Annotated in this window: 20 protein-coding genes; all 20 read right to left on the reverse strand. The window is 51.0% G+C overall.

Annotated elements, in window-relative coordinates:
• Positions 1-69 precede the first annotated feature (69 nt).
• Entirely contained in the window at positions 70-954 is an 885-nt protein-coding gene (locus EYB31_RS08915; protein ID WP_131012964.1) for a c-type cytochrome, read from the reverse strand.
• Positions 955-974: 20 nt separating this feature from the next.
• Positions 975-1,646, reverse strand: coding sequence for a menaquinol-cytochrome c reductase cytochrome b subunit (gene qcrB, locus EYB31_RS08920; RefSeq protein ID WP_131012965.1), 672 nt, complete (start codon positions 1,644-1,646; stop codon positions 975-977).
• A 17-nt stretch (positions 1,647-1,663) separates the two neighbouring features.
• Positions 1,664-2,209 carry a QcrA and Rieske domain-containing protein gene (locus EYB31_RS08925; RefSeq protein ID WP_131012966.1) on the reverse strand — a complete coding sequence of 182 codons (546 nt, stop codon included), beginning with the start codon at positions 2,207-2,209 and terminating at the stop codon, positions 1,664-1,666.
• 232 nt (positions 2,210-2,441) lie between these two features.
• Positions 2,442-2,894, reverse strand: coding sequence for a DUF2487 family protein (locus EYB31_RS08930; protein WP_131012967.1), 453 nt, complete (start codon positions 2,892-2,894; stop codon positions 2,442-2,444).
• A 101-nt stretch (positions 2,895-2,995) separates the two neighbouring features.
• On the reverse strand, positions 2,996-3,184 hold the full coding sequence (locus EYB31_RS08935) for an IDEAL domain-containing protein (protein WP_131012968.1): 189 nt from the start codon (positions 3,182-3,184) through the stop codon (positions 2,996-2,998).
• 188 nt (positions 3,185-3,372) lie between these two features.
• Complete coding sequence (locus tag EYB31_RS08940; protein ID WP_131012969.1) at positions 3,373-4,497, reverse strand: hypothetical protein; 1,125 nt, start codon at positions 4,495-4,497, stop codon at positions 3,373-3,375.
• Between the two features lie 207 nt (positions 4,498-4,704).
• Complete coding sequence (locus tag EYB31_RS08945) at positions 4,705-5,247, reverse strand: DUF2231 domain-containing protein (protein ID WP_131012970.1); 543 nt, start codon at positions 5,245-5,247, stop codon at positions 4,705-4,707.
• Positions 5,248-5,355: 108 nt separating this feature from the next.
• The gene (locus EYB31_RS08950; RefSeq protein ID WP_131012971.1) at positions 5,356-5,943 is read right to left on the reverse strand and encodes a histidine phosphatase family protein; all 588 of its coding nucleotides are present in this window, start codon (positions 5,941-5,943) and stop codon (positions 5,356-5,358) included.
• A 54-nt stretch (positions 5,944-5,997) separates the two neighbouring features.
• Positions 5,998-6,483 carry a zf-HC2 domain-containing protein gene (locus EYB31_RS08955; RefSeq protein ID WP_240762241.1) on the reverse strand — a complete coding sequence of 162 codons (486 nt, stop codon included), beginning with the start codon at positions 6,481-6,483 and terminating at the stop codon, positions 5,998-6,000.
• A gap of 140 nt (positions 6,484-6,623) precedes the next feature.
• Entirely contained in the window at positions 6,624-7,217 is a 594-nt protein-coding gene (locus tag EYB31_RS08960; protein WP_131013250.1) for an RNA polymerase sigma factor, read from the reverse strand.
• A 402-nt stretch (positions 7,218-7,619) separates the two neighbouring features.
• A complete protein-coding gene (locus EYB31_RS08965) occupies positions 7,620-8,711 on the reverse strand; it encodes a prephenate dehydrogenase (RefSeq protein ID WP_131012973.1) in 1,092 nt (363 codons plus the stop codon).
• Positions 8,712-8,732: 21 nt separating this feature from the next.
• On the reverse strand, positions 8,733-9,833 hold the full coding sequence (gene hisC, locus EYB31_RS08970; RefSeq protein ID WP_131012974.1) for a histidinol-phosphate transaminase: 1,101 nt from the start codon (positions 9,831-9,833) through the stop codon (positions 8,733-8,735).
• Positions 9,834-9,867: 34 nt separating this feature from the next.
• Positions 9,868-10,692, reverse strand: a complete 825-nt coding sequence (gene trpA / locus EYB31_RS08975; protein ID WP_131012975.1) for a tryptophan synthase subunit alpha — start codon at positions 10,690-10,692, stop codon at positions 9,868-9,870.
• Positions 10,689-11,891, reverse strand: coding sequence for a tryptophan synthase subunit beta (trpB, locus tag EYB31_RS08980; RefSeq protein ID WP_131012976.1), 1,203 nt, complete (start codon positions 11,889-11,891; stop codon positions 10,689-10,691). The genes trpA and trpB overlap by 4 nt, the downstream gene beginning before the upstream one ends.
• Entirely contained in the window at positions 11,884-12,540 is a 657-nt protein-coding gene (locus tag EYB31_RS08985; protein ID WP_131012977.1) for a phosphoribosylanthranilate isomerase, read from the reverse strand. The genes trpB and EYB31_RS08985 overlap by 8 nt, the downstream gene beginning before the upstream one ends.
• Before the next feature lie 10 nt (positions 12,541-12,550).
• The gene (gene trpC, locus EYB31_RS08990; protein ID WP_131012978.1) at positions 12,551-13,354 is read right to left on the reverse strand and encodes an indole-3-glycerol phosphate synthase TrpC; all 804 of its coding nucleotides are present in this window, start codon (positions 13,352-13,354) and stop codon (positions 12,551-12,553) included.
• Positions 13,344-14,381, reverse strand: a complete 1,038-nt coding sequence (trpD, locus tag EYB31_RS08995) for an anthranilate phosphoribosyltransferase (RefSeq protein ID WP_131012979.1) — start codon at positions 14,379-14,381, stop codon at positions 13,344-13,346. The genes trpC and trpD overlap by 11 nt, the downstream gene beginning before the upstream one ends.
• An 83-nt stretch (positions 14,382-14,464) precedes the next feature.
• Entirely contained in the window at positions 14,465-16,000 is a 1,536-nt protein-coding gene (gene trpE / locus EYB31_RS09000; protein WP_131012980.1) for an anthranilate synthase component I, read from the reverse strand.
• A 307-nt stretch (positions 16,001-16,307) separates the two neighbouring features.
• Positions 16,308-16,682 (reverse strand): chorismate mutase, encoded by a 375-nt coding sequence (gene aroH, locus EYB31_RS09005; protein WP_131012981.1) that lies wholly within the window; start codon positions 16,680-16,682, stop codon positions 16,308-16,310.
• Between the two features lie 4 nt (positions 16,683-16,686).
• On the reverse strand, positions 16,687-17,781 hold the full coding sequence (gene aroB, locus EYB31_RS09010; RefSeq protein ID WP_131013251.1) for a 3-dehydroquinate synthase: 1,095 nt from the start codon (positions 17,779-17,781) through the stop codon (positions 16,687-16,689).
• Between the last annotated feature and the right edge of the window lie 4 nt (positions 17,782-17,785).

Below are 17,785 nucleotides of genomic sequence, written 5' to 3' on the forward strand. Positions count from 1 at the left end.
CACGGGCATACCGGAAATTAATAATAAGACCTGACCACAGTGCGGCCAGGTCTCTTGAAGGTATGTCTGTTAACCCTTCTTTTGCTTGGAAAGCCAATCGGCAATTTTGTCGATGTCGGCATCGGTCAAACCTTTTTTGATGTTCGCATCGTACATTGGCGTCATGCCGCCTTTACCGTTTTTGATAACACCCATGATGTCATCTTTGGAAAGCTTGTCGCCGACTCCAAGGAGTGCAGGAATACCGGAACCCGGATTGCCCTTCAGTTCAGCGCCGTGACATGCTACGCATGTCGCTTTCTTGTAAAGCTCGGCAGCAGGATCGTCAGCAGCCACAACAGCCAGTTTCTTCGACTGTGCGTTGCCGCTCGGAGTCCCGCCTTCCTTGCCTTTGTTGGCATGAAGTTCTTCTTCACGCTTAATATGCTCAGGAATGATGTTCTTTTCTTTCAATTCTTCTTCATAGTGGTGCCAAGAAACGATTGTCAGATAAGAACAAGCGACCAAGCTCAGTATCATCAAGGAAGAAGCGATCGGGCGTCTGTAGAAACGGCGTTCTTTGCCTGTATCCAGGAACGGAGCAAGCAGCAGGCTGCCGAATGCAATAGCCGGAACAAGCACCGTGCCAAGCACGACAAACTTGTCGGAAGTATACGGATACTTCAGCAGCTGGTACAGGAACAAGAAATACCAGTCTGGCATCGGAATAAACTGTGTATTTGTCGGATCCGCGGGATAACCGAGCGGAGCCGGGTCGGACATGACCAGCACGAGAATGCCGACCAGAACGACAACCGCAACCATCCATTCCTTGAGCAGGAAGTTAGGGATAAATACTTCGGATTTACCCGGATAAGCGGAAAAATCTTGCGGTATCAAGTGCGACGATTTGGCACGTACGCGCGAATCGCCCACATAAACGATTTTTTCGTCTGATTTATGACCGTGAGCCAATCTCAGCCCCTCCTTTTCTATTATAGCGGTCCGGAAATACCTTGCTTACGGATCATGAAGAAGTGTCCTGCGAGCAGCGCAAGCAAGGCGCCCGGCAAGAAGAACACATGCAGCGCGAAGAAACGGGTCAGCGTTTGAGCGCCTACGATTTCGCCGCCTTGTAAGAAGGTTTTCACATAATCGCCGATCAAAGGAGCGGAAGCCGCGATTTTAATACCTACCTGTGTAGCGAAATATGCTTTATTGTCCCACGGGAGCAAGTAACCCGTAAAACCTAAGCCTAACATAACAAAGAAAATCAGCATTCCTACAACCCAGTTCATCTCACGAGGCGCTTTATAGGAACCTGTGAAGAACACGCGAAGCGTATGTAAGAACATCATGACGATAACAAGGCTGGCGCCCCAGTGGTGCATACCACGTACGATAACGCCAAACGCGACTTTATGCTGCAGATAGTCAACGCTCGCATAAGCGTTAATGATATCCGGAACATAATACATCGTCAGAAACATACCGGACAAGATTTGGATGACTGTGATGAAAAACGTCAGTCCGCCGAAACAATAAACAAATGCGGAAAAATGATGCGCGGGATTCACATGTTCTGGCACTTCGTGATCCGCAACGTCTCTCCACATCGGCGTGATATCCAGACGTTCGTCAATCCAGTTGTACACGTTTTTAAACATCAGACGTTACGCCCTCCTCATTTGACGTGTTTATTCGGACCAAGCTGTCCAACATAAACGAACCCATTTTCCACTTTCACTTCGTACTCGTCAAGCGGCGCCGGAGCGACAGCGAGATTCTTACCTTCCGACGTATAATGCGCGCCGTGGCAAGGACAGAAGTATTGGTCTTTGTACTCCGGATTGGCGTTCCAGTTAACAGTACAGCCCAAGTGCTTACATGTCGGATTCAAAGCGAATACTTTACCGCCTTTATCCTTGGAAATCCACGCTTCCAATTCAGCGTCGCTTTCGTACCAACCGTCAACCTGATGCACTTTAAATTTAAAAGATGCCGGCTGGTCGGTTACTTTGCCTTCTTCCACAACTTTAACCCAAGCCGCTTTGGTCTTGGGCTGAAGAATTGGATCAACCGCAAAGCGAAGCATTGGAACCATCATTCCCGCACCCATAAACGCACCAGCTCCGCCAAGGGTGTAGGAAAGAAATTGACGACGGGACATCTCGCGTCGTTTCGGTTTCTCTCCGTGATGATCTGCCTCATGGCTTTGATGTTCATTCATTTTCCCGTTCTACCCCCTTTAAGCAACATATATCACGTCGTTCGACATAATTTAACACCACATACTAGGACATAACTAATAATAGCTTACGGGTTATGGTGCGTCAAGAATATCGGGTTTGGTTTGAAGCCTATAATCCGAACGTTTCGGGCAAATTTTAACGAATTTGTCACAACTGTTTTGACCGGGAAAATAGTGCTTCTTGCTATAGAATGGGCATTTTATTCCTGAATCATACACTGTTTTTATGAACAGCGGCGGCGGCCCACATCTGCCCGATCTGCACGCCGATTTGGCTTTTCACGGCGCTGTATTCCGCCTTCAGAACCTCTTCGCCCGCCTGGATCAGCAGATCGGCCGAAGGCACCAAATCCGCCTCCAGCGGCGCCGTAACCGTCGCTACTATGACATAGCGGAAACCCGCTTTCTCCTTCAGTTCACCGCATAACTTCTCAAGCGGTGCCGCATCAAACGGTTCGATTATGTAATGATAAGCCGGATAAGTAACAACCCTGCCCTTAAACGGAATTTCCACGCAATCCATCAGATCGCGAAGCAGTTCCAATTGCGCCGTCACCTCATACGGCGCAGCTTGTCCGTTGATCCCGGTAACGGGCAGCAGGCACGTGTCCAAATACGGTTTAAGATCCGCCCAGCCGGCGCTTTCAATATCGCTGAATTTCATTATCCATCCCTCCAACATGTAGTTTAACACAAAAAAAAGACATATGATGTTCAGTCATATGTCTTTTCAAAAAGGTTTCATATTTGCACCACTTGCGAAGCTTAACCTTGGGACAGGAGTGTTCTTAATTCGGTGGTAAGGGCGATAAAGGCGTCTTCGTCTCCCTCGGCTAAAGCTTTGTCAATTTCTTTATACAAATACTGCTCTCTATACTTACGGACCGCTTCGTCAAGCACGATTTCCGCAAAGAGACTCAGCATTGTATCGCCAGATACGTTCATTTTCCCCATAGGACCAACCTCCAAGCAGCGGCCGTGCAGCTTAAGTTGGAGCTTTCAAAGTAGAAATCTTCAATTCTGCTCCTACTAAAGCATATTCACGGGTTTCTGGGGCCGTAAAGTACAATAGCCCCTACGGCAGACGAATGTGTTAATACCCAGCGTGTTGCTTTGATATCATGTGATTGACACCGGTCCGGCTACAGCTTGTATTCAGGCAGATGAACTTTATCGTCTTCGGCAACATAAGTTCCGTGGATGACGCCGCTGCCGAGCTTGGTCATGCGGACCACCTTGCCATGTTTCTCGTCTTCGCCGATCCGCAGCAGGCCCAGATGCATCATCATCTGAACGATCCGCCATTCCAATATGGATTCCGGACTGTCGTAATAATAGGAACGAATCAGCGGACTGAGCGCCTCTTTGAGCGTTTCGTACGTTGTCCAAGCCGGTGTCAGCCGTTCAATCCAATGCACCATCGCTTGTAAGTTAGGGATCGGGTTTTTGTACAACCGAAGCCAGAACCGGTACACCTGCAGCAAATCTTCTTTATGCCCCTGCTCAATCCGGCTTCTGCCAAGCTCCGTCAAGCTGAGCACCTGATCATTTTCGCCGATCAGCTCCTGATAGTAGCAGTAATCGTATATAAAGGAAAAGCGGCTCGGATACTCGCGGAACATTCGGCCGTACCCGAAGCGCCACGCCGTTTTGCCTACCGGCTCCTCTTTGACGGACATGTGCTCCAGCACCTGCTGCAGCGAGCGTTTATACATATAATTTTCCGCAGTTAGCGCCACCGGCTGCTTGTACACAAACTGCAGGAAATAATAAATATCATCAATCAATAGCTGCTGTTCATCCCGATAGACACCCGGCTCGTCCAGTGTCGTCAGATTCCTTCGAAAATGTTTGGCCAGAACATCGCCGAACCTTTTTTTCAAATCCTCGGGAATTTGAAACAAATACCGCGTTTGCTGCGAGTATCCGTTAAACAGCCAGCCGCGGCGCTTAAACTTGGTAATCATTTCGCGAGGGTTCCAGTTATCGCCCTCTTCTTTTTGAAACTTGCTTTGCTGAACCCTGGCGACGAGCTCCTCCAGACTGAAGGAGTTGCGCGGGTCGAACAATATGGAATTGAGAAACCGGACATCCTCCAACTGCAAGCTTTCAATCTGCCCCTCAAAAACTTCTCTGCGGCTTACTTTGGTGAGTATCGATTGAATCAGCTCATTTTTGGAATGCCCGTTGCAATTGCAGTCATAATTTTCCGCGATTCGGCTCAATTCTTGAATGTCGGCATAGCTCAGCATATCCGCGAGATTCATATCACCCCTCCTTCAATCAGCCGTACGGCCTATGAATATGGCCGCGACTTCACGAACGTATTGTTGTTACTACCATTATTGGATAATACGGGGGTTTTAAACGTGGCGGTATAAAAACACCATGTGCGAAAATAAGAGCCGGGCCGAATCACACCTAAAAAAAGCGGACCCGCTTGAACGGATCCGCTTCTATATTAATCAACCGATTTATTTTTTGCCTTCTTGAGTTCCGCCGCCGGCTTGACCGGTTGATCCCGAGCCGCCATTTGGCGTAGTGCCGGGACGTTGGCTTTGACCCGGAGCGCCTTCGGGCCGCGGCCCTCCATCGCGCAGTTGGCCTTGCGGCATCATACCGCGGTCCGGGTGCACCATCTCGCCTCCGATGTGGCCGGTGTATGAAACCAACAGCACACTGACCAGCGCGGCCGCCAAATACGGCATGTAGCCGCCAAGCTCCCTTTTCCTTTTAATCGCAAAATACAGCCGAACCACACACATAAGAACAGCTGCAATCATGGTCAGCTTTCCGTACAACTCATGGGTGTGCACAAGCGGATTGCGGTCCTCAGGACCGGTCACAACCGCCGCAACGGCCCCCAACGCGCCGACAATCAAACATAGAAGCCCGGCGGTATGCCATTCTTTTCGACGGGCCAGCTTGGCAGCCACATCAAACAGGAAGCTGAACACAAGCATGGCAATAGGGATATGAATAACGATAAAATGCGCATTCTTGAACAAATAGCTCATAAATCGGCCTCCTGACCGTTAAGTTGTCGTGTCTGTTATGCTCCTACGACCATCTTAACGGCAAAAGGTGAATTTAATGTAAAGCCAAACTGAAAGTATTCTGAAAAATCAGCCAAGTTCATCCAAATGCGCTGTACAATTGAGCAGCTCGCAGTTCCAGCCGGTTTCAGCTCTGCTTAAAATACTAAGCGATGTATTTTTTAAATGTCTCTCGATCGGATCGTTTGTCAGTTTCTTGAGCATAGGCACGATAATTCCGCCATGACTGATGATTAAAATCCGCTGACCCGGGTAGGCCGCCGCGGCGTCCTCCAGCACGGCCAAACCGCGGGAGAGCAAAGACTCATCGCTTTCCATGCCCAGTTCCAGCTCGCGTTCCCGCCAGCCTGCGCCAAATCGTTCGACCCGCTCCTCCTCCGTTGTGCCTTCCAGCTGTCCGAAGCCGCGCTCGCGAATTCCAGGATCATAAGCCAGCATCGGAATGCCCAATTCATCGGCAATAATGTGCCCGGTCGCTTTCGCCCGCATTAAGTCGCTGGTGATGACACCGTGCCAAGATTCGGTTTTTAATCTTTTGGCGAGCAGCTTCGCCTGAATAATCCCAACTTCGGCAAGCGGCGTATCCAGTTGGCCCTGCATCCGTCCCTGCAAATTCCATTCCGTGGTGCCGTGACGGATAATTCCGATTGTTGTCATGAAAAAACCCCTTTTAAAAAAGATAACCCCTTGCGGGGTGTTCATGCGTCTAATTTAGGATCGTGTACGTGATAACCAGTTCATAATAAGCAGTGTGCAAGTCATGCCGATCAGCGATAAAGCCAGCATGTAATCGCGATAAGTATGGATGGGGCCGACCTGATACGTAAACGGCTCATTAAAGCCTTTCAGACTGGCTACAGCCGAAGGCATCGAACGAACATTCAACGATTCCGGCTTGGAACTGGCGGCAGCGACCACAGGATCGCCGATTCTGCCGAATACCGAAGTATCGGCGGCAGCCACCGGCTTATCCGGCTTCTGTTCGTGAACGATGGAATACAAGAAACTGAACATGAAGAGCGCCAGGCAAAAAGCGATCACAGCCGTAAAGTTGCGTCGCATTCTGAACGTAATGGCATACATCCGATCGGCGATCGGCATTCTCCACGACTCGTCCTGATAGATCCGCTGCATTACGCTGTCGGCGATCGGAGAGCTTTCGGCATGCATCGGCTGCTCAGCGGTGAATTTGATCAAATCGGCGCTCTCCTGCCATATCTGAAATTCTTCCGCGCACTCCTTGCAATGCTTTATATGTTCATTCACGCATTGTTTCTTGAGGTCGCCATCGGGCAAATCCCAATAACACCCAAACAATTCTTGAATGTCCTCACATTTCATCGTTGATTCATCCCTTCGTACTCTTCAAAAATAGGTTCAAGAAAGTACGGCTCAAGCTGCAGCTTCACGCTGGCCCTTGCCCTAAACAGAAGCGATTTGACCGAACTCACCGTCTGCCCCAAAATATTGGCGATTTCCTGATAGTCCAATTGGTCGTATTCGCGTAATATAAGTGCGGATCGCTGCTTTTCAGGCAAATTGTTGATGGCATCGCGCACCATCGATACTTTCTCGTTCCTCAAAACGGTTTGCAGCGGTAAAGTTTCAGCCGACGTCTGCGGTGTAAAGCCGCTTTGCTCCAAAGAAACTTTTAAATTTTTATTTTTACGCAGTTCGCTTAAGACCGTATTTCTGGCAATCGTATATAACCATGTGGAGAAAGTCGCTTCAACTTCCCGGAACGAATGAAGACTGCGGTATGCCTTGTAGAACGTTTCGTTGCACAAGTCTTCCGCCACGGACTCGAGCTGCGCGCTTTTCAACATATGGTAAATAAATGCGAGAATCTTACGTTCGTAACGCCGCATTAATTCATTATATAACTGCACGTTGCCGTCTTTGATTTCTCTAATCAACTGGGAATCGGTCATCAACCAACGACCCTCCTTGTGATCCCGTTTAACTCCTCCCCAGCGACTGTAGTAAATGTTTTTACCTGCCCCGGGGGAAAAAGTTGCGCTCTATTTATAAAAAATTTCTGTTCGATATGCACATATAGATGAATCTTACATATATTCGGTATTCATCCTCAAAAATCCTGCTTTTTCGACACTTGTAAAATTTAAAAACAAAAATCAATTCTATAATACACCCCGAACATTAAAATATTGTTAAAACGAAAAAAAAATACCACCTCAAGTTGCGAGGTGGCCGCACACAGTGCAAGTATTCGGATAGGAGTGGAGAGAAACCATACTGTACTTTTATTATATGTATCCGTTTTCAATTTGTCAACGCTTTTTTGAAAACGTTTTATTTCTTTTTTTGAAAAGCTAAATATGCACCGGATATTGCTTTTTCAGCAGCTCAAACGCCTTCTCCATGTGATCTTCCTCACGGAAAGACAATCTCAGCACGCCGGGAATATCTTCCCTGCTCTCAATGATCTGCAGGTTGCTCAAATTGATTCTGCAGTCTCCAAGCAGTGTGGCGATTTGCCCTACAATGCCCGGCTGATCGGGGATATCGACATAAATCTCATGCAGCGAGGTGATCATGCCTTTGCGCCGTTCCGGCAGCTCGTTGCGGAAACGGTTGGCTTGACGGAACTGATCTTCGATGCCTGCGCCGTCATCATCGGATAATAACTGAATGAAGGTGTCGATTTCACGGTTCCAATCTTTAAGCAATTCCAGCAGAACGTCCCGGTTGTTGCTTAAAATGTCGCGCCAAATGACGGGATCGCTTGAAGCGATTCGTGTAATATCGCGGAATCCACCGGCAGCCAAATCTTTATACAACGAATTGGTTTCATTGTATTTGGAAATTTGGTTCACCAGCGCGACGGCAATGATATGCGGCAAATGGCTGATGGCGCCAACAATCGTGTCATGCATATTGGCGTCGACCTTGACGATATGTGCTCGCGTATATTGCAGGAGCTTGAAAAGCCGGTCATACGCCTCCTGCGGTGTATTTTCCGTTGGCGTCAGCACGTAATAGGCGTTCTCAAATAAAAGCGATGTGGCCGCTTCGACGCCGGACTTCTCTTTGCCGGCCATAGGATGCCCGCCGATAAAATGCACGCCCTCCTGCAGGCGGAGTTTTTCGGCGCATGCGGTAATCGACGCTTTGGTGCTGCCTACGTCCGTAATGATGCAGCCCGGTTTTAAAGGCAGCTCATTCAGCCGGCAAATATAATCTTCGAGATTGCCGACAGGAACGCCCAGAAATATAAAATCGGCATCTTTGACCGCTTCCTCCATTGAGGTTGTCGCATGGTCGACTACGCCGCGTTGCAAGTATTTTTCAACTGATTTGGGGTTATTGGAATGACCAACAACCCGCAGGCCCGGTTTGTCTTTAAAACAAAGGGCCAGCGAACCGCCGATCAATCCGACACCAAAAATAACGATGTTCGTCATGTAACCAACCTTTTTAGCATCCTACACTTGGACGGCGACTTCTTGCAATACGCTTTCCAGTGCAGCGATAAATTTTTCGTTCTGCTCTTGGCTTCCTACTGTAACTCTGATCTTCGTAGGGAATCCAAGCTGATGTCCGCCGCGGATAATAAATCCTCTGCGCAGCAGTCCGTTAAATACGTCTGCGGCTGGACGTTTGACGTCAACCATAATGAAATTGCCGTGCGCTTCGTAGTAAGGCAGCCCCAAACGGTTAAACTCGCCGGTCAGGTAACGGATGCCCGTACTGTTCACATCGCGGCAATAATTCAGGAACTGCTCGTCCTGAAGCGACGCGATAGCCGCTTTTTGCGCAAAGCTGGTCGTGTTAAACGGCTCGCGCACCTGATTGATCGAGCGGATCACTTCGGGATGCCCGATGCCATAACCGATACGCAAGGAGGCAAGTCCGTAAATTTTGGAGAACGTGCGCAGCAAAATCACGTTTTTATGTTCTTTAAGCAGCGCAAAGCCGTCCGGGTATGCGCCGGAGGTATTGTATTCGGCATAAGCTTCGTCCAACACGACAAGCACGTGGCTAGGCACCTTGGCGAGCAGTTGTTTGATTTCGTCATGCGTATGCATCGTACCCGTCGGGTTGTTCGGGTTACAGATCCACAGCACCTTTGTTTTGTCGGTGATTTTGGCCGCCATGCCGTCCAGATCCTGATATCCGTCTTTCAGCGGCACTTCGATGCTGACTGCGCCTTCGATTTGGCAGTTATGCTTGTATTGCGGGAATGTATGAGTCGCCATGATCGTTTCGTCGCCGGGAACAAGGAAGGCGCGCGCGATCATGAGAATAATTTCGTCGGAGCCTGCTCCGAAAATCACTTGATCGTTGTTGACGCTAAAATAGTTAGCAACGGCTTCCGTCAGTTCGACAGCGCCTCCGTCCGGATACAAGCTGACTTGATCGACCATGGAAACGATGGCTTCTTTGGCCTTCGGCGAGCAGCCGAACGGATTTTCGTTCGAAGCCAGTTTAATCACTTCGGTGAGCCCGAGCTCGCGTTTCACTTCTTCGATCGGTTTACCGGGCTGATACACCGGCAGGTTCATAATTTGTTGTTTTGGTTGCAACTTGAGATCACCTCTTACTTTTATTCTGTACAGGCTACTTTCCTAACAATTTTCTCACAAAATCGGAAATTTGCAATAGTCCTTGTCTGTATGTCGATTCGTTCTCCAACTGCGGGAGCGCTTCTTCGATTTGCCGGACCAGCGCGCTGCCCACGACGATACCGTCGCACGACTTGGAAAACCGGGCAAATTGCTCGTTGTTCGAAATACCGAAACCGATCGCGATCGGCAAATCGGTGGATGATTTGACCGTATCCAAAAACTCGTCGATGCCGCTGTGGAACTCGCTGCGCGTACCCGTGACGCCAAGCGACGATACGCAGTAGATGAAGCCGCTGGAACGGGAAACTATTTTTTTAACCCGCTCATTTGAGGTAGGCGCTACCAGCGGAATGATATGAATGCCAAAGCGTTCCGCTTGGACACGGGCTTCGCCGTCTTCTTCCATCGGCAAATCGGGAATGATCACGCCGCTGATGTCGTTTTCGGCCAGCAGGCCAAACAGCTTCTCCAGCCCAAGCTGCAGCACCGGATTATAATACGTGAACAAAATAAACGGAAGTTTGCTGCCCTGCTCTCTGGCCAAACGAGCCGCCTCAATGCAGTCCAAGATGCTGACCTGGTGACGGCCTAACGCCCGCATGGAAGAACGCTGAATGACCGGACCGTCGGCCAGCGGATCGGAATATGGAACGCCAAGCTCGACGACAGCCGCGCCAGCCTCTTCAAGCGTCAAGATGATATCCACCGAAGTTTTTAAATCGGGATCGCCAATCGTGATAAAAGGAATAAAGGCCGGTTCGCCGAGCTGTTTCAGTTCGGCAAATTTGTTGTCGATTCGGTTGTTTATCGCGCTCATTGTTTGGCTACCCCCAAATAATTCATGATCGCGTCTACGTCTTTATCTCCGCGGCCGGACAAGCTGACCACGACGATTTGATCTTTAGACAAGGTTGGAGCGATTTTCGCCGCTTGTGCGACCGCGTGCGCGCTTTCCAGCGCGGGAATGATACCTTCCGTACGGCTGAGCAGCTGCAGAGCGTCCAATGCTTCTTTATCGGTAATCGGGAAATATTGCGCGCGGCCGGAATCTTTCAGGTAAGAATGCTCAGGGCCGATCCCCGGATAATCGAGGCCTGCCGATATGGAGTGTGCCTCCTGTACTTGTCCGAATTGATCCTGCAGCAAATAGCTGAACGAACCTTGGAACACGCCATGGCTTCCAAGTGTCATCGTAGCCGCATGCTCCTTGGTGTCGATCCCTTTGCCGGCCGCTTCCGCGCCGACCAAACGAACGCTTTCGTCGTTAACAAACGGGTAGAAAATCCCCATCGCGTTGCTGCCCCCGCCGACCGCAGCGACGATGACGTCAGGCAGTTTGCCTTCCTGCTCGATGATTTGCTTGCGCGCTTCGTCGCCAATGATGCGCTGAAAGTCGCGGACCATCATCGGGTAAGGGTGAGGCCCCGTCGCCGAACCGAGAATGTAAAATGTATCCTGCACATGGCTGACCCAGTAACGAAGCGTTTCGTTGCAAGCGTCCTTAAGAGTCCGGGTACCCGACAACACCGGTACAACTTCGGTGCCCAGCAGGTTCATGCGGAATACGTTAAGCTGCTGGCGTTTCATATCCTCTTCGCCCATGAACACCTTGCACTCAAAACCAAGCAAGGCGGCTACCGTGGCCGTTGCAACGCCATGTTGTCCGGCGCCGGTTTCGGCGATAATTTTCTTCTTGCCCATCCGTTTGGCAAGAATGCCTTGCCCGATGGCGTTGTTGATTTTGTGCGCTCCGGTATGGTTCAGGTCTTCCCGCTTCAAGTAAATTTTGGCCCCGCCCAAATGCTGCGAAAGCCGCTCCGCATAATACAGCGAGGTCGGTCTTCCGGAGTAGCGGTGCAGCAAATAATGAACTTCCTGCTTAAAGCTTTCCTCTTGCGAATACTTCTTGTAAGCTTCCTCCAGCTCGATCAAAGCGTTCATCAGCGTTTCCGGCACATAACGTCCGCCGAATTTTCCGAATCGTCCCTGCTCGTCCGGTACGTTCGCGTTAAACACAAGCTTTCACCCTTTCAACAAATGCTGTGATTTTGTCAGTGTCCTTTTGCCCGTCTGTTTCCACACCGCTGGATACGTCCACTCCGTCCGGGTTGTACCGGGTAATGAGATCCGTCACATTGTCCGGATCAAGCCCGCCGGCGATCAGCAGCGGAATGCCCGCTTCTTTGGCCCACAATTGAAATGGAGGAATCCGGCTCCAATCAAATGTTTTGCCGGTGCCGCCTCCGGCCGTATCGAGTAGAAACCCGTCGATCGCGCCGCGAAAGGCGGCAAGCTGTTCAAGCGCCGCCGTATCGTCCTCTTCACGAACGGAAAACACCTTGTACACCTGAACGCCAAAACGCCGCTTCACTTCCCGGCAAAATGCCGCGTCCTCCTGACCGTGCAATTGAATCACGTCGAGAGGGGCTTCACGCAGCGTCTCCGCAAGCTGATCCATTCCGGGATTGACAAATACGCCGAAGAACAACGGCAGGCTCTGCCCCCCTCTTTCGGCGCCCAGCTTGCGGATCAGCGTGCCGGCCTGGCCCGGTGTAACCTGGCGGCGGCTTTTGGCAAAAACAAAACCGATATGATCTATCGGCAAATGGGCAATCGATGAAATCGTATCCTCTCTCAGGAGGCCGCATATTTTTACAATAGCCATGGCGACGCTTCTACTCCTTTACTGCAGCTGCAAGCGGCCCCATCAGCTCACGAACCGCTTCCGTGACCGACGGTTTGCGCATAAAATGCTCGCCGATCAATACGGCATCCGCACCGACTTGCTGTAAATACGCGATATCTTCCACACCGGATATGCCGCTTTCGCTGACAATCGTTTTGCCGGCGGGAATTTGTCCAATCAGCTGCTCCGTCGTCCGAAGATCGGTAACAAACGTGTGCAAATTGCGGTTGTTGATGCCGATCAGCGTCGCATCCAACGTTAGCACGCGCTCCAATTCCTCGGCGTCATGGACTTCAACCAGCGTATCCATCCCCAAATCGCGGGATAATGCCATGAAATCCCGGATTTGCTCCGTAGTCAATATCGCGGCGATCAGCAGGATTGCGTCCGCCCCGATCATCCGAGCTTCATAGATTTGATGCTCGTCGATCGTAAAGTCTTTGCGCAGCAGCGGCACGCGGACCGCTTCACGGATACGGCTTAAATATTCATTAGCGCCTTGAAAATATTGTACATCGGTTAATACCGATATACAATCCGTTCCGGCTTGCTCATAAGCACGGGCCAGCAGCACCGGATCAAAATCGGCGCGGATGAGCCCTTTGGACGGAGAGGCCTTCTTTACTTCGGCGATCAGCCCCGTCTTGCGTTTTCTGCCTTCGGTCAACGCTTTCTCGAAGCCCAGGCATGCCGGCAGCGCGGCAATTGTTTTTTCCATCTCGGCAATGCTGGTTGATTGTTTCAGCTGAGCAACTTCTTCACGTTTGGTAACGACGATTTTATCAAGAAACATGGCTGATTTCTCCCGTAAATTGAACTAACTGCTGCAGCTTATCGGACGCCTTGCCGGCGTCGATGACGCTTGCCGCATACTTCACGCCTTCTTGTAGTGTAGCACAGCGCCCTGTCACATAAAAGCACGCTCCCGCATTCGCAAGGACAATATCGCGATGGGCGCCGCTGCCGCCGGCGAATACGGCGCGGATAATTTCCGCGTTCTCACGCGCGTCTCCGCCCTTCACATCGCTTAAGCTGTATGAACGAAGCCCGAGATCGTCCGGCGTTATTTCGTAAGTGGTTACTTCGCCGTCTTTCAGCTCGGTGATTTTGGTCGCAGCGGAAATGCTGATTTCATCCAATCCGTCCAAGCTGCCTACAACCAATCCCCGTTTCAACTCCAGCGCCCTCATAACTTCGGCGACCAGCTCGGTTTTGCTGCGGTCGTATAAACCGAGCACTTGACGGTCGGCGCCTGCCGGATTCGTAAGCGGACCGAGCAGATTAAAGATGTTGCGGATTCCGATTTCCCGGCGCGGTACGGCCGCATGTTTCATCGACTGATGGAACAGCTGCGCGAACATAAAGCAGATGCCCACTTGGTCCAAACAGCGTGCCGCCTGCTCGCTGGTCAGCGTAATCTGCACGCCAAGCGCTTCCAGCACATCGGCGCTGCCGCTTTTACTGGACATCGCGCGGTTGCCGTGCTTGGCGACCCGCACGCCTCCCGCTGCCGCCACGATGGCGGCCGTCGTGGAAATGTTGAACGTATCGGCACCGTCTCCCCCGGTTCCACATGTGTCGAGCAAGTTGTTTTGCTCTGCGCGCACGCGGCTCGCCTTAGCTCTCATCGTTTCCGCAAAGCCGGTAATTTCGTGCGCCGTTTCGCCTTTCATCCGCAGCGCCGTGATGAGACTGCCGATTTGCGACGGCGTCGCCAATCCTTCCATAATATCGTCCATCACGCCGCGTGCTTCGTACCGCTCCAAGTGCTGCCGGTCGACAACCTTGGCGATCGCCTGCTGAATCGTCAATTTTTCCATCTCCCATGTCCTCCCCATCGGCTTTTACGCCTTAATGACTAGCCCGTTCTTGTGAACCCGTATATTTGCACTCCGCCAGCGCTTTAGTTGTGATAATCCTGGTTGATGACGGCATATTCTTTTGTTTTGGTATGGAAAATCGCTTCCGCCATGCGGATCGACTTCAACATCGCTTTGGCCTTGTTGACCGTTTCGATATATTCGTTCTCCGGCACGGAATCCCAGACGATGCCCGCTCCCGCCTGCACGTAAGCTTTTCCTTTTTTGAACACGATGGTCCGGATCGTAATGCAAGTATCGAGATTACCCGAGAAGCCAAGATAACCGATCGCTCCCGCATAAGTACCACGCGCTTCTTTCTCCAGCTCGGCGATAATTTCCATCGCTCTCAGCTTCGGAGCGCCGGATACGGTTCCCGCCGGCAGGCAGGAGAGGAAAGCGTCGAAGAAATCTTTATCTTTGGCGATTTTGCCGTTCACGTTGGAGACGATGTGCATGACATGGGAGTATCGCTCCACCTGCATGAACGTATCGCATTTCACCGTGCCGAATTCGGACACGCGGCCCAGATCGTTGCGGCCCAAATCGACCAACATCAGATGCTCCGCCCGCTCCTTCTCGTCGGCAAGCAGCTCCCGTTCCAAAGCGTCATCCTCTTCCGTTGTCTTCCCGCGGGGCCGGGTTCCGGCAATCGGCCGCGTCTCCACTCTCTCGTCTTCAACGCGGACGAGTAGTTCCGGCGATGTGCCAACGATGACGTCTTCGCCCATTTTTAAATAATACATGTACGGCGACGGATTCATCGTCCGCAGCACGCGATACACGTGAAGCGGTAAAATGTCGGTTTCGATTTCAAACCGCTGGGAAAGCACCACTTGGAAAATGTCGCCCGAGCGGATGTACTCCTTGGCTTGCTCCACATTGGAGATGAACTGCTCTTTGGTCAAGTTCGACTTCACTTCACCAAGCGGAATATCGTCCGGAATCGGATTTGTCGCATAAGTCGGCGTCGGCCGCTTCAGCTTTTCAATCGTGTCGTCAATCCGCTGGCATGCTTTGCGGTATTCTTCGGCAATCGCTTCGTCCGTGGCAAACGCAGGCACGTGTACGTTAGCGATAATTTTCAGCTGCTGCTTGAAATGGTCAAACACAATAATTTGATCGCAGAACATAAACTGGATATCGTTCATGTGAAGATCGTCCACCCGGTGAGCCGGCAGCTTTTCGTAATACTGCAGCAGATCGTAGCCGAAAAATCCGACGGCTCCGCCGGTGAATCGCGGCAAATCCGGCAAGGACGGGCTCTTGTAGTTGCGCAAATAACCTTTGAGCACGTCGATCGGCTTTTCGCGGAATTCCTTCCGCTCTTCTTCATGCGTAACATATGTGACGCCGTTTTTGGCGTGAATTTGCAGGAAAGGATCCGTCCCGATAAAAGAATATCTGGCCCACTTCAGCCCGCCCTCAACGCTCTCCAGCAGAAATGCCTGCTGTTCCTGGTAAAAATGCTGGAACACGCGAATCGGCGTTTCCGTGTCGGCTAGCAGATCCCGTACAACGGGAATCAGGTTGTACTCCTGGGATAAACGAATCACTTCTTTCAGTTCCGGTGTGTACATTTAGCTTCAGCTCCTTTTAATGGGGACGAATGTCGAGCAATAAGAACAAAAAAACCTCTACCGGCACGGTAGAGGCTGTTGGCTGCAAATATCGTATCAGTACCTAGATCGGGTGAATTATCCGCGCTTGAACAACACAAAATAAAGCCATAAACGGCAAGCGGCCGGATATTCTTATGTTAACTCTCCTGATCTGATCTGTACTGAACTCTACTCGACTCATCTCAACTTGCGCTCTACTCGGACTCAACTCATCCATAACTTAAATTTACTATACACACGTATCTGAAAGCTGTCAACCGGCAATTTATTTTGCCGATTTGGACAAATCGGGGCGAAGCCTCATCGCTTCCTTCAAATAAACGTGGATGATCTCATCTTGATTTTTTGTCGTATTGACCATCACCATAAACCGGATGCACTTCTCCAGACTGCCCTCGACGGCAATCTCCAAAGAACACATCAACGGTACGAGCTCCCAGCCGGCAATTTGACGCAGCGCTTGCGCCGGGAACGCGGCGGTCAGATCTTGCGTAACGGTAATATAAATGCAGGCAACTTCTTCCGGTTGAATCCCGTTTTCCGCGATAATTGTTTTAAGCAGCTCGACGGACGCCGCCAAAATTTCCGCCTTATCGTTTTGTTCAACCGTGGTAGCGCCGCGAATTCCCCTGACCATCATATGTTTAATCCTCCCGTTTTAACTGTTCCACGATGTTTCTTACCCACTCCGGCTTAACATCCTTGCGGATTTCCACTTTGCCGATTGCCGTCGGTACGATATACACCATGTTGCCGCCGCTGAACTTTTTGTCATGCATCATCGCTTCCATGATCCGGTCGGTATCAAGATGCTCCGGACAACGTGTCGGCAGGCCGAACTTCTGTAAAATGCGCTTGGTTACTGTGTAGATATCTTCGGAATAACCGAGCTGAACGGCAAGCTTCGCCGCTCCCACCATGCCAATCGAGATCGCTTCGCCATGCACCAGCTCGTTATATCCCGCAACGGCCTCCAAGGCATGGCCAATCGTATGACCAAGGTTCAAAATGGCGCGCAGGTCGTTCTCTTTCTCATCCTGCGAAACTACGATCGATTTCACCTTGCAGCCTTGGTAGAGGCCATACTGCAAAGCTTCAGGGTCAAGTCCGACCAATTTGTCGGCGTTGTCCTCGCACCAGGCGGTAAATTCCGAATCCCAAATCAGGCCGTGCTTGATCATTTCCGAAAGACCGGCGCGGACATCGCGCGGAGGCAATGTCTGCAGCGTCGAAGTATCGTAAAGCACCATCTCCGGCTGGTGAAAAGCGCCGATAATATTTTTCGCCTTCGGATGATTGACAGCGACCTTTCCGCCGACACTGCTGTCGTGGGCCAAGATCGTCGTTGGGATCTGCACGAAACGAATGCCCCGCATGTAGCTGGCCGCAACAAAACCGGCCAAGTCGCCTACGACGCCGCCGCCAAGCGCGATAATCGAAGATTTGCGGTCCAATCCGGCATCAAGGGCGACGCCAACGACGTCTTCCAGCACAGCCAGCGACTTTGATTTCTCCCCCGCATTGACGGTGTAGGGAGAGACCTTGTATCCGGCTTCCCCAAGCAGCCCGAGCACACGCGGCAAATGATGCTCCGCCACATGTTCGTCCGTTACGACCAGATGCGGCGAATTTTTGCCCAAACCGTGTTTCTCAAAAAAAGCGCCGATATTGTCGATGATGCCTTGGCCGATGTAGATCGGATACGAACGTGCGCCCAAATCAACGGTAAGCTCCATCATGTCG

Origin of the sequence: Paenibacillus thalictri (assembly GCF_004307995.1) — a bacterium.
Taxonomy (GTDB): Bacteria; Bacillota; Bacilli; order Paenibacillales; family NBRC-103111; genus Paenibacillus_AF; species Paenibacillus_AF thalictri.

Coding starts and splice junctions, on each gene's coding strand:
- EYB31_RS08930 (WP_131012967.1), bottom strand. CDS start 2,894: ATGAAATTCAGCGATATTGAAAGCGCCGGCTGGGCGGATCTTAAACCG.
- trpA (WP_131012975.1), bottom strand. CDS start 10,692: ATGAGCGCGATAAACAACCGAATCGACAACAAATTTGCCGAACTGAAA.
- EYB31_RS08950 (WP_131012971.1), bottom strand. CDS start 5,943: ATGACAACAATCGGAATTATCCGTCACGGCACCACGGAATGGAATTTG.
- EYB31_RS08925 (WP_131012966.1), bottom strand. CDS start 2,209: ATGAATGAACATCAAAGCCATGAGGCAGATCATCACGGAGAGAAACCG.
- EYB31_RS08985 (WP_131012977.1), bottom strand. CDS start 12,540: ATGGCTATTGTAAAAATATGCGGCCTCCTGAGAGAGGATACGATTTCA.
- EYB31_RS08960 (WP_131013250.1), bottom strand. CDS start 7,217: ATGACCGATTCCCAGTTGATTAGAGAAATCAAAGACGGCAACGTGCAG.
- EYB31_RS08935 (WP_131012968.1), bottom strand. CDS start 3,184: ATGGGGAAAATGAACGTATCTGGCGATACAATGCTGAGTCTCTTTGCG.
- qcrB (WP_131012965.1), bottom strand. CDS start 1,646: ATGTTTAAAAACGTGTACAACTGGATTGACGAACGTCTGGATATCACG.
- aroB (WP_131013251.1), bottom strand. CDS start 17,781: ATGATGGAGCTTACCGTTGATTTGGGCGCACGTTCGTATCCGATCTAC.
- aroH (WP_131012981.1), bottom strand. CDS start 16,682: ATGATGGTCAGGGGAATTCGCGGCGCTACCACGGTTGAACAAAACGAT.
- trpC (WP_131012978.1), bottom strand. CDS start 13,354: ATGTTTCTTGATAAAATCGTCGTTACCAAACGTGAAGAAGTTGCTCAG.
- EYB31_RS08940 (WP_131012969.1), bottom strand. CDS start 4,497: ATGAATCTCGCGGATATGCTGAGCTATGCCGACATTCAAGAATTGAGC.
- trpE (WP_131012980.1), bottom strand. CDS start 16,000: ATGTACACACCGGAACTGAAAGAAGTGATTCGTTTATCCCAGGAGTAC.
- EYB31_RS08965 (WP_131012973.1), bottom strand. CDS start 8,711: ATGACGAACATCGTTATTTTTGGTGTCGGATTGATCGGCGGTTCGCTG.
- trpD (WP_131012979.1), bottom strand. CDS start 14,381: ATGGAAAAATTGACGATTCAGCAGGCGATCGCCAAGGTTGTCGACCGG.
- EYB31_RS08945 (WP_131012970.1), bottom strand. CDS start 5,247: ATGAGCTATTTGTTCAAGAATGCGCATTTTATCGTTATTCATATCCCT.